The organism is Corallococcus praedator (assembly GCF_003612125.1).
GTDB classification, from domain to species: Bacteria; Myxococcota; Myxococcia; order Myxococcales; family Myxococcaceae; genus Corallococcus; species Corallococcus praedator.
Genome location: NZ_RAWI01000193.1, coordinates 1 through 17,768 on the forward strand (window position 1 = coordinate 1; position 17,768 = coordinate 17,768).

The 17,768-nt window shown below is 70.3% G+C and carries 16 protein-coding genes; 8 read left to right on the top strand and 8 right to left on the bottom strand.

The features are described from left to right. Positions 1-313: 313 nt before the first annotated feature. The 4 genes from D7Y13_RS23385 (at position 314) to D7Y13_RS23400 (ending at position 5,900) form a co-directional block, all read left to right on the top strand. Positions 314-2,647, top strand: a complete 2,334-nt coding sequence (locus D7Y13_RS23385; protein ID WP_158626164.1) for a PAS domain-containing sensor histidine kinase — start codon at positions 314-316, stop codon at positions 2,645-2,647. 150 nt (positions 2,648-2,797) lie between these two features. Further along, positions 2,798-3,835 carry a hypothetical protein gene (locus D7Y13_RS23390; protein ID WP_120585069.1) on the top strand — a complete coding sequence of 346 codons (1,038 nt, stop codon included), beginning with the start codon at positions 2,798-2,800 and terminating at the stop codon, positions 3,833-3,835. Further along, positions 3,832-5,514 carry an AMP-binding protein gene (locus tag D7Y13_RS23395; RefSeq protein WP_120585070.1) on the top strand — a complete coding sequence of 561 codons (1,683 nt, stop codon included), beginning with the start codon at positions 3,832-3,834 and terminating at the stop codon, positions 5,512-5,514. The genes D7Y13_RS23390 and D7Y13_RS23395 overlap by 4 nt, the downstream gene beginning before the upstream one ends. Further along, positions 5,514-5,900, top strand: coding sequence for a DUF4280 domain-containing protein (locus tag D7Y13_RS23400; RefSeq protein ID WP_120535338.1), 387 nt, complete (start codon positions 5,514-5,516; stop codon positions 5,898-5,900). Before D7Y13_RS23395 ends, D7Y13_RS23400 begins: the two co-directional genes overlap by 1 nt. A gap of 9 nt (positions 5,901-5,909) precedes the next feature. On the opposite strand, the gene D7Y13_RS23405 is transcribed toward D7Y13_RS23400, so the two are convergent. From D7Y13_RS23405 to D7Y13_RS23425, 5 genes are read right to left on the bottom strand one after another with little or no spacing between them, the layout of a single operon-like run. Next, complete coding sequence (locus D7Y13_RS23405) at positions 5,910-7,577, bottom strand: type VI secretion system baseplate subunit TssF (RefSeq protein ID WP_120585071.1); 1,668 nt, start codon at positions 7,575-7,577, stop codon at positions 5,910-5,912. Between the two features lie 3 nt (positions 7,578-7,580). After that, positions 7,581-9,215, bottom strand: a complete 1,635-nt coding sequence (locus D7Y13_RS23410; protein ID WP_120535336.1) for a hypothetical protein — start codon at positions 9,213-9,215, stop codon at positions 7,581-7,583. Further along, complete coding sequence (locus tag D7Y13_RS23415) at positions 9,212-9,598, bottom strand: GPW/gp25 family protein (RefSeq protein WP_120535335.1); 387 nt, start codon at positions 9,596-9,598, stop codon at positions 9,212-9,214. The genes D7Y13_RS23410 and D7Y13_RS23415 overlap by 4 nt, the downstream gene beginning before the upstream one ends. A gap of 14 nt (positions 9,599-9,612) precedes the next feature. Continuing rightward, positions 9,613-10,563, bottom strand: a complete 951-nt coding sequence (locus D7Y13_RS23420; RefSeq protein ID WP_120585072.1) for a type VI secretion system baseplate subunit TssG — start codon at positions 10,561-10,563, stop codon at positions 9,613-9,615. Between the two features lie 13 nt (positions 10,564-10,576). After that, positions 10,577-11,548 (bottom strand): type VI secretion system protein IglI family protein, encoded by a 972-nt coding sequence (locus tag D7Y13_RS23425; RefSeq protein ID WP_147444436.1) that lies wholly within the window; start codon positions 11,546-11,548, stop codon positions 10,577-10,579. A gap of 55 nt (positions 11,549-11,603) precedes the next feature. Between D7Y13_RS23425 and D7Y13_RS23430 the strand changes: the two genes are divergently transcribed. Beyond that, entirely contained in the window at positions 11,604-12,203 is a 600-nt protein-coding gene (locus tag D7Y13_RS23430) for a hypothetical protein (protein ID WP_147444437.1), read from the top strand. 57 nt (positions 12,204-12,260) lie between these two features. On the opposite strand, the gene D7Y13_RS23435 is transcribed toward D7Y13_RS23430, so the two are convergent. From D7Y13_RS23435 to tssB, 3 genes are read right to left on the bottom strand one after another with little or no spacing between them, the layout of a single operon-like run. Then, positions 12,261-12,908: a hypothetical protein gene (locus D7Y13_RS23435; protein ID WP_120535331.1), complete on the bottom strand. Its 648-nt coding sequence runs from the start codon at positions 12,906-12,908 to the stop codon at positions 12,261-12,263. A gap of 32 nt (positions 12,909-12,940) precedes the next feature. Next, positions 12,941-14,458: a type VI secretion system contractile sheath large subunit gene (gene tssC / locus D7Y13_RS23440; protein WP_120535330.1), complete on the bottom strand. Its 1,518-nt coding sequence runs from the start codon at positions 14,456-14,458 to the stop codon at positions 12,941-12,943. 56 nt (positions 14,459-14,514) lie between these two features. Continuing rightward, on the bottom strand, positions 14,515-15,075 hold the full coding sequence (gene tssB, locus D7Y13_RS23445) for a type VI secretion system contractile sheath small subunit (protein WP_120535329.1): 561 nt from the start codon (positions 15,073-15,075) through the stop codon (positions 14,515-14,517). Positions 15,076-15,380: 305 nt separating this feature from the next. Here tssB and tssK point away from each other — a divergent pair, with 305 nt between their 5' ends. From tssK to D7Y13_RS23460, 3 genes are all read left to right on the top strand, one after another. Further along, on the top strand, positions 15,381-16,634 hold the full coding sequence (gene tssK, locus D7Y13_RS23450; RefSeq protein WP_120535328.1) for a type VI secretion system baseplate subunit TssK: 1,254 nt from the start codon (positions 15,381-15,383) through the stop codon (positions 16,632-16,634). Positions 16,635-16,661: 27 nt separating this feature from the next. Then, positions 16,662-17,240, top strand: a complete 579-nt coding sequence (locus D7Y13_RS23455; RefSeq protein WP_120585074.1) for a hypothetical protein — start codon at positions 16,662-16,664, stop codon at positions 17,238-17,240. Between the two features lie 13 nt (positions 17,241-17,253). Continuing rightward, the coding region (locus D7Y13_RS23460) for a DotU family type IV/VI secretion system protein (RefSeq protein WP_120630779.1) at positions 17,254-17,768 on the top strand (515 nt) is incomplete at its 3' end.

The window sequence follows — 17,768 nt, forward strand, 5'->3', positions numbered from 1 at the left end:
GGGCGGGGCCGGGGCCTCACCGCGGGACTGGACGGGCGTGACGCAGGCGGAGCACAGCAGCAGGCCTGCGGGCAGGAGCTTGCGAAGGTCGGGCATGGTGTCTGGACTGTAGTGTCGGCGACGAAGGGCAGGAAGGCGGACGCCGCGGCAGGGACCGGCCAATCAGCGGCTGCGCTCCCAGGCGGCCGGCGGATGCCAGGAACCACCTGGGATGCACACCCTCCAGGTCAGGCCACTTCAGCGGTGGGAGGCGGAGTCACGGGGCTTCGCTTCCCCGCTTGCCAGGAAGGGGCCGTGGCCCCAGGAGGCGCGCGTGGAAAGTCCCAGCGCTAGCTTCGATGGTGCGGCCAGCGAGGGCTTGACCGAGGCGCAGTCCCGACTGCTCCTCGAGACCCTGGTGGCCTGCACGCCCGTGGGCCTCGCCGTGCTGGACCTGGAGCAGCGCTTCGTCAAGGTCAACGACGCCCTGGCGGAGATGAACGGGATTCCACGCGCCGCCCACCTGGGCCGCAAGGTGCAGGAGCTGCTCCCGGAGCTGTGGGCCACGCTGCGTCCCCAGTACCAGCACATCCTGGACGGAGGGGAGGCGAAGACATTCGAGATGAGCGGCGTGACGCCCAAGGCCGCGGGGGTGGAGCGCCACTTCCTCACCAGCTACTACCCCATGCGGACCGCCTCGCACGTGCTGCTGGGCATCGGCATCATCGTCGTGGAGGTCACCGAACAGCGCCGCGCCCATGAAGCGCTTCAGGCCAGCGAGCAGCGCTACCGCTCGCTGGTGGAGGCCATGGCGCAGCCGGTGTGGACCACCAACAAGCGGGGGGAGGTGGTGGAGCCCGCGCCGCGCTGGATGGCCTTCACCGGCCAGACGCACGCGGAGCACCTGGGCCTGGGCTGGCTTTCCGCCATCCATCCGGAGGACCGCAAGCGCGTGGTGCGGGGGTGGGTGGAATCGCTGCGCACGCGCGCATCCTACCGGGGGGAGTTCCGCCTGAAGTTCCATGCGGGCGGCTACCGGGACGTCGTGGGCCGCGCCGTGCCCGTCTTCGACGGGAAGGGGGACATCCGCGAATGGGTGTCCACGGCGGAGGACGTCACCGAGCGCAAGCAGGCGGAGGCGCTGCTGGAGACCGAGCGGGCGCGGCTGCACGCCGTATTGATGAATGCTCCGGCGTCCATCGCCATCCTGTCGGGCCGGGAGCAGACCTTCACCCTGGTGAACCCCTTCTACCGTCGCCTGTCGCACGGGGAGGACCTGACGGGAATCTCCCTGCGGTCCCTGCCCCCCACCGGGGACGACTACTCGGAGTTCCTGGCGCGGGCCTTCGACACCGGCGAGGCCCAGGCGCAGAAGGAGAAGCCCATCGTCGCCGACTTCAACGGCACGGGGGACACGACGCGCCGCTTCGACATCGTCTACCAGCCCCTGCGCGACGTGAACGGGCAGGTGGACTCCGTGCTGTCGTTCGCCATCGACGTGACGGACCGGGTGGAGGCCCGGGAGAAGCTGGAGGAGTGGGCCGCGTCGCTCAGGAACCAGCAGCAGTGGCTGGAGGCGGTGCTGGACCGGACGCCCGTGGCGCTCATCCTCATGGAGCCCCACACCGGCCGGGCCATCTTCGCGAACCAGGCGGCCCGGCGGATGGCCGGCGGCGACTTTCCCGAGGGCCTGCGGGTGGAGCGCTACGCGGGCACGTATCTCTTCACGGACGAGACGGGCCGGGAGCTGCGCAGCGACGAGGTCCCGGGCGTGCGGGCGGCCCGAGGCGAGCCGGTGCACGGGGCGTCCGTCGTCTGGCACACGCCCACCGGGCGCTACTCCCTGCTCGTGGAAGCCGCGCCCCTGTCCGCCCAGCACGGCCATCCCGCGGCGGTGCTCCTGGCCCACCAGGACGTGAGCGAGCTGCGCAAGACGCAGGCCCAGCTCCAGCACGCCGTGTCCCTGCGGGACGAATTCCTGACGGTGGCGTCCCACGAGCTGAAGACGCCGCTGACGCCCCTGCAGCTCAAGCTCCAGTCCCTGGTGCGCGACGCCCAGACAGCCGACACCCTGGAGGCCCTGCGCGGGCGCGTGATGCGCACCGCGGAGAGTGTCTCCGGGCAGATCCGCAAGATGACCACGCTCATCAACGACCTGCTGGAGGTGACGCAGCTGACGGGCCCGGCCGCGCCGCTGTCCCTGGAGCCGGTGGACCTGGCCTCCGTGGTCCAGGAGGTGGTGGAGCGCTTCAGCGCCCAGGCGACCAGGACAGACAGTGAGCTGGTCATCCAGGCGGCCTCCGGCGTGGTGGGCCAGTGGGACCGTCACCGGCTGGAGCAGGTGGTGAGCAGCCTGCTCTCCAATGCCTTGAAGTACGGCCCGGGGAGGCCGGTGACCCTCACGGTGGAGCGCCTGCGGGGCATGGCGAGGCTGAGCGTGAAGGATGAAGGCATTGGCATCTCACCGGGAAGCCTCCAGGCCATCTTCGAGAAATTCACCCGCGCTGTTTCAACACGCCACTACGGAGGTCTGGGATTGGGCCTCTTCATCACCAGACAAATCATCGAAGCGCACCAGGGCACGCTGCGCGCGGAAAGCCAGCCCGGACAGGGCGCGACCTTCATCGTGGAGCTGCCCGTGGAGGGCCCGAACACCAGGACCCGCTGAGTCTCCCCACCTCGCGCATCCGGGCCATCACGACCCATTCCCTGCTCATCCGACCCAGGGGCCCGCTATGTTTCACATCGATGTCTGGGTATGATGCCGCCCCATGGAGCGCGGCCCGCCGGAACGCGGCCGGTGCGCGGTCATGCCCCTATGCCCAGACCCTTCACGATGCATGGCGCGGTGGCCGCGCTCCTCTTGAGCGCGCTGCCCGCCGGGGCCCAGTCCTCGTTGCCCGGCTTCGAGCTGGAGCACCTGGAAGTCAACGCCGGCCGGGGCACGGCGGTGATGCGCAACGGCGAGCTGCTGGTGCCCGGCGGCTGGAGCGCGGGGCTCGTGGGCCAGTACCAGCAACTGCCGCTGGTGCTGCTCAATGGCGAGCGGCGCCTGGAGGCCGTGCGCAACCGCGCGTCGTCCGTGCTGGCGGGCAGCTACGGCGTGCTGCCCTGGCTGGAGGTGGGCGCGCAGGTGCCCATCGTGCTCTGGCAGCAGGGGGAGGATCCGGCGCCCCTGGGCCTGACGCCGCTGGCCACCCAGGGTCTGGGAACGCCGGAGGTGCAGGCGCGCCTGGGCCTGCTGTCGCGGCGCGACGATCACCCGGTGGACCTCTCCATGGACCTGGGCCTGGGCCTGCCCCTTGGAAGCGCGGCGGTGCTGGGAAGGGACCAGGGCCTGCGGGTCCGGGCCCTGGCCGCCATGGGCACGCAGGTGAAGTTCCTCAAGCCCGCGCTGGAGCTCGGCGTGCTGCTGCGCTCACGCAACCCGCTGTCCACGCCGGCCGCGTCCGGGCAGGCGCTGGAGCTGCGCCTGGGGGCTGGCGTCACGACGGCGGGCCAGGGGCTGCGGGGAGAGTTGGCGGTGAAGGCCGCCTTCGCGGCGGACATGCCCCAGCCCGCGGTGGAGGTGCTGGGCGGAGGCCGCGTTCCGCTCGTGGAAGGGCTGGAGCTGTACGCGCTGGCGGGGCCCGGCCTGGGGCGCACGCCGGGCACGCCCATCGCCCGGGTGCTGCTGGGCGTGTCGTTCCGCCAGGAGCCCCCACCCCGCATGGAGCTGCTCCCGGAGCCCGTGCCCCAGTTGCGGCTGGAGGAGTTCCAGACGCGGCCGGGGCCGTCCACCCCGGACACGAGCGTGGAGCCCGTGCCCACGCGCGAGCTGCTTCCTCCCGAACCCGCCTCCCCCCCGGCGCCATGACCTTCGAGCCGCGCACCGTCCTCGCCGCGTTCGACGGCACCCAGCCGGCCCCGGACTCCGTGCCCGCATGGTGGGCCCGGAGCTGGGAGGATCCGGACGGCTTCGCCGCGGCCATCGCCCCGGCGCACGCCGGCCGGAGCACGCCCTTCAAGAGCCGCACGGGCCAGCACCACGACTTCTTCCACGACCTGGTCGTCCGTCACGCCACGACGGACCGCATCGCGCTGCGCGCCTATTCGCGGGCCCAGGGCTGGCGCACGCTCAGCTACCGCCAGTTGCACGAACAGGCCCTGCGGCGGGCCACCGCCTGGGCGGGAGCGGGGGTGAAGCCCGGCGCGAAGCTGTGCCTGCTGCTGCACCCGGGGCCGGAGCTGATGGTGTCGCTGTGCGCCGCGCTGGGCCTGGGGGCCTGCGTGAGCCTGCTGCCCCCGGGGGCCCGGGCCTTCATCGCGCGCAGGCTGGACGCGCTGGCCCCCCAGCACATCGCCGCGGAGCCGCACCAGGCGCCGTTGCTGGGCAAGCACGCGCCGCTCCTGCTGCCCATGCAGACGCAGGTGCCGCCCACGCTGGCGTCGCACACGTACAAGCCGGCGGAAGTCGTGGGCCTGCTCTTCTCCCCGCTGGCGAACCCCAGCGACGTGCCCCTGCCCCTCACCGCCGGGGACGCGTGGCGGAGCGCGCTGGTGGACGGGCTGCTCACCTTCGGCCTGTCCCCGGGCGACCACCTGGCGGCCCCAGGCTTCCACCCGCTCCAGCACCTGCCCGCGCTGTACTTCACCACGCTGTTGCGCGGCGCGACGTACCTGCACGTAGAGCCCGCGGACCTGGAGGTCTCCCCCACGCTGCTCGCGGAGCACCCGGTGCGCGCCCTGGGCATCACGCCCGCGCTGCGCGACCTGCTGGCCCGTGCCCGCCCGCCGCTCAAAAACGTGGGCCTGTGGTTCAGGGATCCGCAGGCGCCCTTCGACTTCCACGCCTGGCGCGACGCGCTCAAGGCCTCTGGGCTCTCCAGCGTGCCCGGCGGCAACGTGTGTGTGGACGCGGCGTGGGGGGGCGCGGTGCTGTGCTCGCACCGGCGCGTGGGTCACGACGTGCACACGGACATCGCCCCGGCGCCCGGGCGTGCCTGGGCGCTGCGCGACTTCACCGACAGCGGGCAGGACGCCGCCGGAGACACGGGCCTCTTCACCCCGCTGCCCGACGCCGGACGAGCGCCCGCGCACGTCGTCCTGACGCGGGTGCGCGGCCTGTACCACCACTTCGGCGCGCGCGAGCCCCGGCGCGAGGGCCGGGTGTATCCCTTCGGCGAGGTCGCGGACGTGCTGCGCGAGCCACCCGGCCCCCGGCTGGACGCGGTGGGGCTGGCCGTGCCGGTGAGCGGCATGGCGGGCGCGTACCGCAGCGTGCTGCTCGTCTTCACCGGCGACCTGCCCCCCGGCGTGGAGGTCAGCGACACGGACGTGCGACGCCGCATCGAACAGGCCCTGGGCGCGGACGCGCTGCCGGACCGCATCGAGCGCTTCGCGCTCCACGCAAGGCGCCTGGACGGCCAGCAGGACGGGCCGGTGGACGAGGAGTGGTGCCGCGCGCAGTACCTCACCGGGTCCCTGAAGCTGAAGTCGGGGGACACCCTGTTCCAGGCGCTCACCTCGCTGCGCGCCCTGGTGGAGTCACGCTGATGGGAATCCAGGTCGTGTCCGGGGCCCTGCTCCAGTGCAGCTTCGGCCTTGCGCCATCCACGCTGTCGGTGCCGCCCGTCAACCAGGTGAACGCCACCGCGCCCGCGGCCACCATCATGGACAACATCCCGGGCATGAACGTGCCGCCCTTCGGCATGTGCCAGTCCATGGCCAACCCCGCCGTGGTCGCCGCCACCGCCGCCGCGCTGGGAGTGCTCACCCCCATGCCGTGCATGCCCGTGCCCGTCGCGCCCTGGGCACCGGGCTCCCCCACGGTGCTCATCAAGGGCAAGCCGGCGCTCACCGACACGTCCCTGTGCAACTGCGCCTATGGCGGCATCATCAAGATCAACATGGCCGGCCAGGTGAAGGCGCAGGTGAAGTGAGGACGGGCCTCACGGCAGGGGCACGTAGCGCAGGGGCGCCTCCCGCTGGGGCAGGCGCACCTCCAGCTCCACCACGTCCTCCGCGCTCCAGGACGCGAGCAGCTCCACCAGCCGGCCGCACAGCAGATCCACCAGCGGCAGCAGCGACGCGTCCATGGGCCCGAAGCCCACCTGGTACACGTACTTGAAGCCCGCGGCGCTCCGGGCAAAAGGCTTGGACTTCACGGACACCTCCGTGAGGGACGGCAGCAGGTCCCGGAAGTGCCGCTGCCCCCGCACGCCCAGCACCTCCAGGAGGAACATCAGGTCCTCGCGCCCCAGGAACCGCTGCGTGCGCAGCGCCAGCAGCTGCAACAGCGACTGCTGTCCGTGCTCCACCGGGTTGTCGCCGCCGGGCGCCACCGCGCCCACCAGGCTCCACGGCACACCGTCCAGGAAGCGGTCCGCCAGGACGGGCCGGTAGCCCCGGGCATCGAAGCGCGGCGGCAGGGGCTGGTGCCACAGGCCGTCCACGCCCAGCCGCACCGGCCGCATGAACGCGTCCGGCATGTCCAGCGCCAGCCACGACGTGCGCGCCAGCCCCTGGCCCTCGTTCTCCAGCTCGTACGTCTGCGAGCCCCCAGCGATGGCGCCAGGGCGCAGGGGCTGCATGCCCTTCGCGCCCAGCTGGTACACCCCCACGGCGGTGTTCAGCCGGAAGCCCATGGGCGCGTCCGGGTGCTGCACCGCGTGCCGCTCCTTCGTGCCGTCGTGCTCCACCGGCGTCGCCATGGCGCGCTGCAGGTTCACCACCGGCACCGCGTGCGCCACGAACGAGTCCGGCCCCAGCACCAGCTCCGACGGCCAGCGCCCCGACAGGCGCAGGCTCAGCGTGAAGCCCTGCCAGTTGCGGGGCGCGGGCGGGATGCGGGCCTCCAGGAACAGCTCCTGCTGCGGGAAGTGCAGCAGCTGCCGCAGCCGTTGCAGCGGGTGTTCCGACGGCTCCCCTTCCGCCGCCACCGGCAGGGGCGCGCCCAGGCGCACCGGGCCCGAATGCGCGTCGAAGGGCTTCACCTCGTGCTCCACCGCCCCGTTGTCGAAGCACACCGTGGCGGACCGCACCGAACTCTTCAGTTGGAAGAACACCGCCAGCGACGCCCGGAAGTCGTTGAGGTGGTTGATGTGCAGCCGCACCTCGCCCGGCGAGTCGTTGCGGGGAAAGCCGCCCTCGAAGACGAGCCGCAGCAGCGTGTCGTCCTCCCCCCGGCGCTCCAGCCGCGCCTGGGTGAGCCGCACGGGAAGCAGCCGCACCGGCGCCAGCGTGCGCAGGGAGAGCGGCCCGGTGGGGCCTCCGCCCGGGCCTGGGTTGAGGAGGAAGGGCGTCCCCCGGGGCAGCTCCGCGGCGTCCACGAAGCGCGCGTCCGGCTCCGCGCGCAGCATGGCCATGGCGGGCACGGGGTTGAGCAGGTAGGCGAAGTGCTGCTGGAACAGCCGCAGCGTGCTGCGCTCCAGCGCCCGCTGGCCCGCGCGGCGGGTGCGCGCGGTGAACAGGGCCATGGCCTCCGTGAGCCGCCGCACGTCCGCGTCCTCGCCGTCCAGCGGCGCCGACGGGTGCAGGGCCGTGTAGCCCAGCCGGAACTTCTCCAGCGCCTGGAGCTCCTCCAGGAAGGACGCGTAGAGCGCTTCATCCATCCGCATGGCCTATTCCCCCTCCTGGACGCGCAGGTACATCCGGCCTTCGCCGACCTCGATGAGCTGGGTGTCCTTCTCCAGGGTGCGCTGGATGCGCAGCACCGGCTTCGAGTCCTTGTACAGGTGCTGGATGGACGTCTCGCTCTTGTCCGTCTTGCCCAGGAGCAGGTGGTTGCCCTGGGACTCCTTGGGGAGCCGGGCGCCGGGGCGCCATTCCAGGAAGCGGTCCATGCGCGCGTGCTGGTAGCCCAGCGACACCAGCACCCGCGTCCCCTTGTCCGCGGGGAAATAGAAGTGCCCGGGCTGCTGGTGCGGCTCATAGGGGACGCGCACCTCCTTGCCCCACAGGGGCAGCTTCACCCGGTACGACTCCACCGACGTCTCGTCGTCCTGGCGGATCTGATACGTGCGGTCCGCCTCCGCGCCCTCCTCGCTGACCACCCGTCCCTCCGCGAAGAAGGGCCAGCGCGGCGGCCGGAAGCGGGGGCGCCGGAAGGTGGGGTCCGCGGCCTCCTCCAGCGTGGCCTTCAGCGACAACCGGTAGTCGTTGGCGGTGCCATCGGGGTCGTGCGCGGCGTCCGGCTCCACCGAGCGCGCGTCCAGCTCCAGCGTGTGCATCCGGTACTGCTTGCCGTGCGTCGCGGCCTGCTGGCTGAAGCCGTCCCCCAGCGTGTAGAGCCCGTTGAGCACCAGCGCCACGCGGGGGTAGCACGCGAAGGCCAGCCGCACCTCCGGGCCCTCCAGCTTCTGGCGCTTCGTCTCCAGCGTCACCCGGTCCGTGAGCGTGCCTTCCAGGGTGGAGGTCAGCAGGCATTCGGAAAGGACGCCCGCGATGGCGTCCGCGTTCTCCACCGCCTTGCGCTTCGTGCCGGCGTCCACGTAGCTGTTGAGCACCGACAGCGCGTCCCGGCGGGGCTCCGGGTAGCGGAGGTCCACCTGCTTCACCTCGTCGCGGGTCAGCACCATCGCCTCGCCACCTTCGGGCTTCGCATCCGCGAGCGTGTACTTCCCCTTCTCGTAGTCGAGGAACACGCCCGCGTGCATGCGCGCCTGCACCCAGTGCAGGAAGTCGAGGAAGCTGGCGCCACAGTCGCTGTCCGCGCCCAGCCCCAGCGCATGCAGCGGATGCGCCGTCTCCGCGGCCGTCCATTGGTACGCCACGTCCAGGCCACCGGGCGTGTTCGCCTGGATGACCGCCTGCAGCGACTGGTCCACCCACACGCCGCTGGGGAAGTGGCGGCGCCACAACATCGCGGCGGGGTCCACCAGGCGGATCCGGTAGCGCCGCTGCATCACCGGCGCGTCCTTCACGTTCGCCAGCGAGCGCTCGCGCACGTGGCGCTCCTCCACCCGCCCGATGAGCTTCAGCGGAAGCGCCTCCGCGCCCTCGCGGCCTTCCGCCTGCGCGCCGTAGCGGCGGTCCACGGTCAGCGTCGCCGTCAGGGGCTGGGTGGCGGTGAAGGGGGTGAACAGCGTGTCCTCGTCCCCGCTCTCCTTGCAGAGCACCCACCACTCCACCTGGGCCTCGAAGCCGTGGGACCAGGCCTTCACCGACAGGCGCTTGATGCTGCCCGCGGGCAGCGTGAAGGCCGTGTCACCGGCCTTGAGGTCCAGCGTCACCTTCAACTGTTCGGTGAACTTCATGTCCCGTCCTCCGCTGGCGCCTCTTCCGGGGGCCGCTCGCGCAGGCGGCGCGAGCCCGGATCCAGGAGCAGCTCCATGGGCTCCAGGGAGCCACGCAGCCGCAGGCGCACCACCAGGCCCGGCGCACCGCCCGCCCGGGCCGGCTCCTCGTTGATCTCCACCACCTCCACGCGGGGCTCGTAGCAGGCCAGCGTTTCGCGGATCTCCGCGCTCAGGCCCGCCACGCGCTCCGCGTCCGAACGGAAGCCCGTCTCCGTGAGCCCGAAGCCGGGCAGGAGCGAAGCCGCGCCCCGCTTCGCCTGGAGCAGGTGGCCCAGGTTGCGCAACACCGCTTCGCGCGGCGTCTCCATCACGCCCAGGAACTTCCGGTGCAGAAAACCCACGGTCCCTTCCTCCCCTAGCGGCCCAACGACTTCGGCGTGCCCATGTTCATGCCCTGCCGCTCGACGTCCGGACGCGGGGGCGCGGCCACCGGCACGGCGGTGTCGCCCAGGTAGATGAGCTGCCGCAGCGGCTTGCCCTCCGCGCCCGGCAGCCGCTCGTAGCCCAGCTGTCCCCGGGGCCGGGGCCCCAGCCGCACGGTCCGACCATGCGCGCGCACCGTCAGCACCACCTCCAGCCGCAGACGCGCGGGCACGAGCAGCGGCAGCACGTGCCGGTGGAAGCGGTGGCGCACGAGCGAGGGCCAGTCGCGGCCCCGCATGTCCGACTCCTCGTCCGCGAGCAGCTCCACCTGGAAGCCCCCGATGTCCGCCGCGTACGTGTTGCCCAGGATGCCCGTGCCATCCAGCGGCGTGGGCCCGAAGGTGGGGCGCATGCCGGAGAAGCGCGTCCGGAAGGAGCGGCGGCAACACGTGACGCGAAGCTCCGGGAACACCTGCTGGAACAGCCACTGGAGCGTGGCCTGCGAATCCACGCCCACCATGCGCTGGTAGAAGCCCTTCGTGCGCTCCCAGTCCCCCACCAGACTCACGTCCCGTTCGGGGTGCAGCGCCTCCACCAGCGCCAGCAGCAACCGGTGGTCGAAGAAGCGGATGAAGTCGAGGAACGGCTCCGGCTCCGGAAGCTGCTCGGCCACCTGGAGGAAGTAGCTGGGCAGCAGGCCCGGCGTGCCCAGCAGGCCCAGGTTGAGCGTCACCACCACCCGGCGCACCGGGGAGGCGTGGAACGTCACCGCCTCCACCAGCGACGCGGACGCCACCGGCTCCGGGTTGCTTTCGAAGAGCACCCGGTCCCGGACATAGCCCTGCGACTCCAGCAGCCGCAGCAGCGGGCCCAGGTCGAAGTCCTTCGCCCGGGCGCGAATGCGCCGCTCCAGCGGGGACAGCAGCGGCGAGGCGCCGTTCATGACCGGGGCCGCCTCACTCGCCGGGACCCACGAAGGCGCCCAGGTCCACCTGGTAGAACTGCGACAGCGTGCGCCACTCCAGGGTGTCCTTGCGCTCCCAGTGCTCCTGGATGTCGCCCACGTGGCGGTTGAGCAGCGCGCCGAACATGGAGAACAGCTCCGGCAGATAGCGGCGAGGGTCGAAGTCCTCCAGCGTCCGGAGCACGTCGTCGCTCACCATCGCCGCCTTCTGGAAGTCCCCCCGCTCCACCAGCACCTCGAAGGCCTTGAGCTTGTCGCAGAGCTCCAGCAGGTGCACCGACCCGCGCAGTTGCAACGGCCCCGTCGCGCGGGGAAACGGCGAGGCGGGCGCGGCGGCGGCCTTGGCGCCCTTCGTCTTCGTGGGCGCCGCCGGCTTCGCGGGCTCGGCCGGAGGCGCGGCGGCGGCCGGGCGCTCCTGCGTCTCCCGCAGCCACTGCCCCAGTCCCGCCAGCCCCTGGGAGCCGTTGCGGAACGCGGGCCCTTCCAGCAGGGCCTGCAGCGTCTGGATGCCGCGCAGGGCGTCGCGGCGCTTGCCGTCGGTGAAGCCCTTCGTCCACGCCTCCCAGCCCGCGTCCTTCTTCCCGTGGTGGTAGCGCAGCGCGCTCAGCAGCGTCTGGAACAGCCACGTCAGCGCCTTGTTGAGCAGCACCACCGGCTTGGCCTTGTCCCGCCCCTCGCCCTGCCCGGCTGCCTCCGCCGCCGCGCGCGTGAGCCCAGCCAGCGTCTCCAGCACGTCCGGCAGGCGCGCGAGCCCCTCCTCACGCAGCGCCGCGAAGAGGTAGTAGGCCGACAGCCGGACCTCGTAGACGCCTTCGCCGTCCAGCGCCTCGATGGCATCCGCGGCCTGCGCGTAGGACTCCCGCTGCACCAGGTCCGCCACCGTCAGGAAGCGCTGATCATGCGCCTCCAGGCGCTCCAGCGTTCCGCCCTCCACGGGGCGCAGGCACAGGCTCAGGTCTCTCATGGTCTGCCTTTCCGCTTCATGATACATGTCTTTCATTTACAAGGACAGACACACCATGCCCATCGCCAAGCCCGACGTGCTCGAACTCGAATGCAATTGGCAGACCGGTTTTCAATACCGGCCCGGCTTCCGGGGCGCGCTGGGATATCTGCTGGAATGGAATGGCTGCGGGGGGCTGAACCTGGCGAAGGAGCTCACCTTGTCCTCCCCCACGGTGGGAGACATCGGTCCCACGGCGCAATGCATCGGGCTCATTGAACGGCTGTCCATGGATGGCGCCTCCGGCCCCATGGACTTCAGCGTGTACGTGGGGCGCGTCACGGCGGCCAACGTGCTCAACCACTTCGCCAAGCCCCTGGAGAACCTGCGGCTGAAGCTGGCGTGGGCCATCATCGACTTCGACGAGGCGGGTGACACCTGGTTCGAAGCCGCCAAGTTGAAGAGCCCGGCCTCCGCCGAGGCCCTGATGGACACCGAGAAGGGCCGCCCCAAGGTCTTCCTGGACAACCAGCCCACCACGCTGGCGGGGGACCTGGACATCCGCTTCCACCGCTTCCAGTTCCGGGTGGTGCCCGCGCCCAAGAAGAGCACCACCCTGGAGTTCGCCACCAACTCCCAGGAGCGCCGCGTCACGAAGTGGGGCACCGACAAGTGACACGAAAAGCGGAACGGGGAGCGGCATCACGCCCTCCCCGTCCGCCCTCCGCGCTGACTACTCGCCGCCTTCGACGTAGCCCCAGCTGTACACATCCTTGTCGTTCGAGTTGTGGCCGTAGTGGATGTTGCACAGGTGCGCCTTGTCCGGGATGACCTGGAAGGTCATCTGGCAGAACTTGACGTCCGTGACGCCCACGTTCTCGGGCTCGCCCACGTGGAGCATCACCTCGCTGCCCTTCTGGTTGAGACGGGCGGACATCTCGTTGGGGGGGCCGCTCGCCTCGTCACCCAGGGGATAGCACTTCTCGTACCACTTGCCCGCGGTGCTATCCCATTCGCAGATCCAGAACTTGAGCTGGCGGATCTCCGTGTTGGTGATGCCGGTGAAGTCCGCCTTGTTCTCCGGCGAGATCAGCACCGTGAAGTCCATGGGGTCCAGCTTTCCCCCCTCCCACTGCAGCTGCGTGATGAGGCCCACCGCGCGCACGGCCTTCTTCGCCCCCACGTCCTGCAACGCCACACCGGGATAGGCGGGCTCACCGACGAACGGGGTGTAGAAGAGGCTGCTGCTCTTGGGAAAGGCGCTGTCGTCCTTGCCCATCCCCTTGATGTCCAGCAGGTAGCCCACCGGGATGTTCTTCTGGGGGCGCTGCTGGATGGTCTGCTGCCAGTCACACGAAATGCCAAGCGGTCCATCACCCATGGTTTCGCTCCTCTTGTTTGATGCGGGGTTTTTCAGCCGAGCCGCGCATCCACGCGGAGATCCACGTTCATGCCTTCGAACTGGATGTGCGGGAGGACGGACAGGTTGCAGTGGAACCAGCCCACCTTGCCGGGCACTTCCGCCACGGTGAGGTTGTAGGCCTTGAAGGGGTAGTAGCGCAGCGTGAGGTCATCCGGGTTCACCAGCGTGGTGACATACCGGGAGATCCACCGGTCCAACTGCTGCTGCATGTAGGCCGCGTTGGCGGTGCTGCCGATGTTCTCGCGCATGATGGCCTTCACGTAGTGCGCGATGCGGCTGATGGAGTACGTGTAGGCCAGGTTCGTCACCAGCTGAGAGTTCTCCGAGTCCTTCGCATCCTCGAAGACCTGGGCCTTCTTGAGGGACTGGACGCTGAAGAAGACGGCCTCCGCGCTCCCCTTCTTGTGGATGAGCGGGATGAAGCCGCCATTGGCCAGCTCCAGCTCGCGGAAGTCCGGAATGGACATCTCCACGGGCAGCTTCATCTCCTCCTCGCCGCGCAGGTGGGTCAGGTGCACGGGCAGGCCCGCCACCAGGCCGCCGCCCTTGGGGCCGCGGATGTGCTGGCACCAGCCGGACGTCGCGAACGAGCGGACCAGGTTGCGGGCGAACAGCATGGCCGAGTTGCCCCAGAGGTATTCCTCCTCCTTGTCGCCCTTCACGGCCTCCTTGAAGTTCATGCCGGGGGCCGGGTAGGTCTCCGGGTTGTAGGGCGGCCGGACGATGTAGCGCGGCATGGTGAGGCCCACGTACGCGGCCTCATCCGTCTCACGCAGCGCGTTCCAGGCGGAGTACTTGGGCGCGTCCAGGAGGCTCGCCACGTCGCGCAGCTGGGAGACCTCCTTCATGCTCTCACAGCCGAAGAAGCGCGGGGCCACGGACGCCACGAACGGCGCATGGCTGGCCGCGGCGATCTTCCCCATCGTCTTGAGCCACAGCATGTCCTGCGGCGTGTTGGCGAACTCGAACAGGCCCACCAGCGCGCCATAGGGGGCGCCGCCGTACTGATCGTATTCCGCGACGTACAGCTTCTTGAAGAACTCCGAACCGGCGACGTCCGCCGCGTTCATCTCCAGGTCGCTGTAGGCCTCCTCCTTGGAGACGTCCAGCAGGCTCAGCTCGATGTTGGCCTTGAAGTTGGTGTTGCGCACCAGGTCGTTGAGCGCCGTCCACTGCGCCTCCACCTCCTGGAACTCCGGCGCGTGCAGCACGGCGTTCAGCTGATCCGACACCAGCGCGTCGATGGTGCCGACCAGCTCCTGGACCGTCTGCTTGTCGAAGCGGCCCTCGTCCGTGTCCATGTTGTGGACCATGGCCGCCAGGCTGGAGACGAAGCGCTCCTCGGGCGTCGCGTCCTCGGTGATGACCAGCAGTTCGTTGGAGCCGGTGGGGGTCCGCGGGGCGGGCACGGCCCCCAGGCGCACGCTGTTGAGGAACAGCGGGAGGTCCAGGGGCGGATCGGCCACGGCGGTCGTCGCGGTGTTGGGAGACGCAGGTTGGGTGGGCATGGAAGGTGTGGACCTCGTTCAGGAGGAAGTGCGGAAAAAGGGGCTTGCGACCGGCATCACGTCGTCGGGGGCGGGGGGTTCGTCGCGGCCAGCTTCGGCAGGCCCAGCGACTTGAACGCGTCCAGCTCCGTCTTCAGCTTCTGGACCGCCTCCGGGCTCTGCGCGAGCTGGCGCACCAGCTGGCGGAACTCCTTGCGGTTGTCCAGGTTGCCCTGCAGCTCCAGCAGCAGCTTGCGCAGCGTGAGCAGCGCATTGATTTTCGGCACCTGGCGGGCCACCTCCACCGGGCTGAAGGACTTCATCGAGTCCAGCTTGATGTTCACCGCCAACGGCGCGGGCTCCGAGCCGTCCACCGGGTCCTTCTTGTCCACGCGGTTGGGCACGCTGAAGCTCAGCGTCATGCCCATGTTCTGGATGATCTGGTTCAGGTTCTTGCCGTCCAGATTGCGGATCTCCCGCTGATCCAGATCCTTCTTCCGGTCGTTCGACGTGCCCCGGGAGAAGTCCCCCATCACCAGCAGCCGGAACGGAAGCGCCTTGTCCGCCCGGGTGCCATTCACCTGGGTGCGGTACGTGAGCGTGATACGGGATCTGGGAACTTCGTCGGTGATGGCCATGGGTGCCCCCGGAAACGGAACCGCCGTTTGTGAATGAATTGATAAACCATACCAATACATAAAAGCAATACACCCCCATCACACGACCCGGCACGATGGGCACGCCTCCACCCGGGGAGCCAGGAACGACCCAACCCCCTGTGTTTCGCAGCGCCGCGGACCCAGAAACCAGACAGGGCGGGTCATTGGGGTTGGCTTGACGGCGCGGGCTTCCGGCCAGTAACGTTTTGCAAACATTGTCACCGGGGCCCGAGCATTTTTTCATTCCGGCGCCCCGTGACACGAAAGCCTTTCCCATTCCTTCCATGAACCCAGACACCCTCGTGCGAGTCCTGTGGCAGGAAGGGCAGACCCTCCTGCCCGAACACTTCCGGGCCCAGGAGGAATCCCTCTCAACGGAGGCCCGGCGCTACGCGGGGTTCGCGGGCCTGCCGGTCGTGGGCGTCAGTTCGCTGCGTTTCAATGACGTCCTGCTGGCCAAGGGCACGGTGTCGCTGGAGGAACTGAGCGCGGTGCTGCCCGGCGGCCACCTGGTGGAGGTGCCGGGCAACGCGGAGGTGATGCCGCTGTCGCTCGAGGAGGCAGGGCGCACGCGGCTGACGGTGTACCTGCACCTGCTGGGGGTGCTGGAGCCCCGCGAGGAGGCCGTGTCCGCGGGCGAGGAGGCCCCGGTCGTGGTGCGGGCGGGGCGGCGGCTGTGTCTGTCGCTGGAGCCGGTGGTGGACGACACGGTGAGCAGCCTGTCGCTGGCGGTCTTCACCCGGAACGCGGACGGGCCCTGGCGGCTGTCGGCCACGCACCTGCCGCCGCTGTTGAGCGTGGGGCCCCACCCTTTCCTGGCGCCCCTGTTCGAGCAACTGGACGGGCTGCTCCAGCAGGCGCAGGGACAGCTGCGCACGTCGCTGCGCGAGGGCCTGGTGCGGGGCGACAGGCTGGCCAGCGCGCGGCGGGCGCTGTGCGAGGTGCGCAGCCTCCAGGTGCTGCGCCAGGACATGCGCCACGGCCTGCAGCCGCCGCCGTACCCGTTGGTGCAGGCGCTGCGGCGGCTGTACTTCGAGACGTGCTGCTACCTGGAGGCGGAGCCGGACGACGAGCTGCCCGCGTACGAGCACGACGCGCCGGGCCCGGGGCTCGCGCGGTGGATGGAGCTGCTCACCCGCGGGTTCCGCCCGCAGGCCAGCCCCATGTCCTACCGGGCGTTCGAGTGCCAGGACGGCCACTTCCGGCTTGCGCCCCTGCCGAAGGAGACGCCGCCGCCCAACGACTTCTACCTGCTGGTGCGCCGGCAGGAGCGCGACCGGCCCCGCTCCATGGAAGGCGTGAAGCTGGCAAGCCCGCTGCGGCTGCCCGCGGTGCGGCGCCAGGCCCTGAAGGGCGTGCCGTACGACCGCGTGGACTACCCGTCCTTTCCCCACGCCTTCGACGCGGACATCGACTGGTACCGGCTGACGCACCAGAGCGAGGAATGGCAGTCCGCGACGCGCGAGGACGGGCTCACGTTCTTCGCGACCCCCGCGCTCGAAGGGGCGCAGGTGCTCCTCTACTGGCGCAGGACCTGACGTCGGACCGGCGGGGGAACGGCGCGCATGCCCAAGCTCATCTGCATCATCGAGATGGACAAGGAGAAGGGCCTTGTCCTCACCACCGAGGACAAGGACGGGAAGATCCTCCAGACGGTGAGGATGGACGGCGAGGCCATCACCCTGGAGGTGAAGGGCGACAGCGCCACCAGCACCATCGTGCAGAAGCAGGACAGCGTCACGGTGACGTGCAAGTCGTTCGTGCTGAAGGCGGAGACCATCGAGGTGACGTCCACGAAGACGTCGTCGTGGAAGAGCGACGACACCTTCGCGCTGGAGAGCAAGAAGGCCTTCACGCTCACCACCGATGACGCGCTGACGCAGAAGGCGGCGAAGGACGCGACCTTCTCCTCGGACAAGGCCGTGACGCTGAAGGCGGCGAAGAAGTTCAGCGTGGAGGGTGACGACGTCCAGGTGGAGGCGCTGTCCAAGGCGGTGACGTTGAAGGCGCCCTCCATCAAGGCGGAAGGCACCAAGGACGTGGCGGTGGAGGGGGCACAGGTGACGGTGACCGCGAAGGCGCAGCTGGCGCTCAAGGCGGACGGGGTGTCGGAACTCAAGGGCGGCATGGTGAACATCGGTTGAGGAGGGGGGCGCGATGAAGCTCGAGCACTGGCAGGTCGTCTTCACGCAGTACCGGCAGGCCCAGTCCGTCCTGGACGGATGGCTGCCGCAGGCCGTGCCCGGCTCCGCCGCGGCGGCGGGGCTCCTGGGCCGCGAGGGCCTGCGCACGCTCCACGACGAGCTCCTGGAGGTGGTGCAGCGGCTGCGCGCCGGGCTGGGCGCCCACGCCCGCGACGAGGAGGTCCAGGACGCGCTGCGGCCCTTCACGTACCTCGTGGACGAGCGCGTGCTGGTGCGGCTCGCGGACGCGGAGCAGCCGCTGTGGCCGCTGTTGCAGTACCGGCTCTTTGGCGAGGACAGCGGCGGCGAGGCCTTCTTCAAGCTGGCGGACCAGCGGCTCGACGCGCCGGGTTCGCCCGTGCTGCTCTTCGAGATGCTCCACTTCTGCATCACGGCGGGCTTCGGCGGCGCCTACACGGGCCACACCGCGAAGCTGCGCGAGTACCAGGAGCGGCTGGCGGCGCGCATCGTCACGCCCCCGCCCATGCC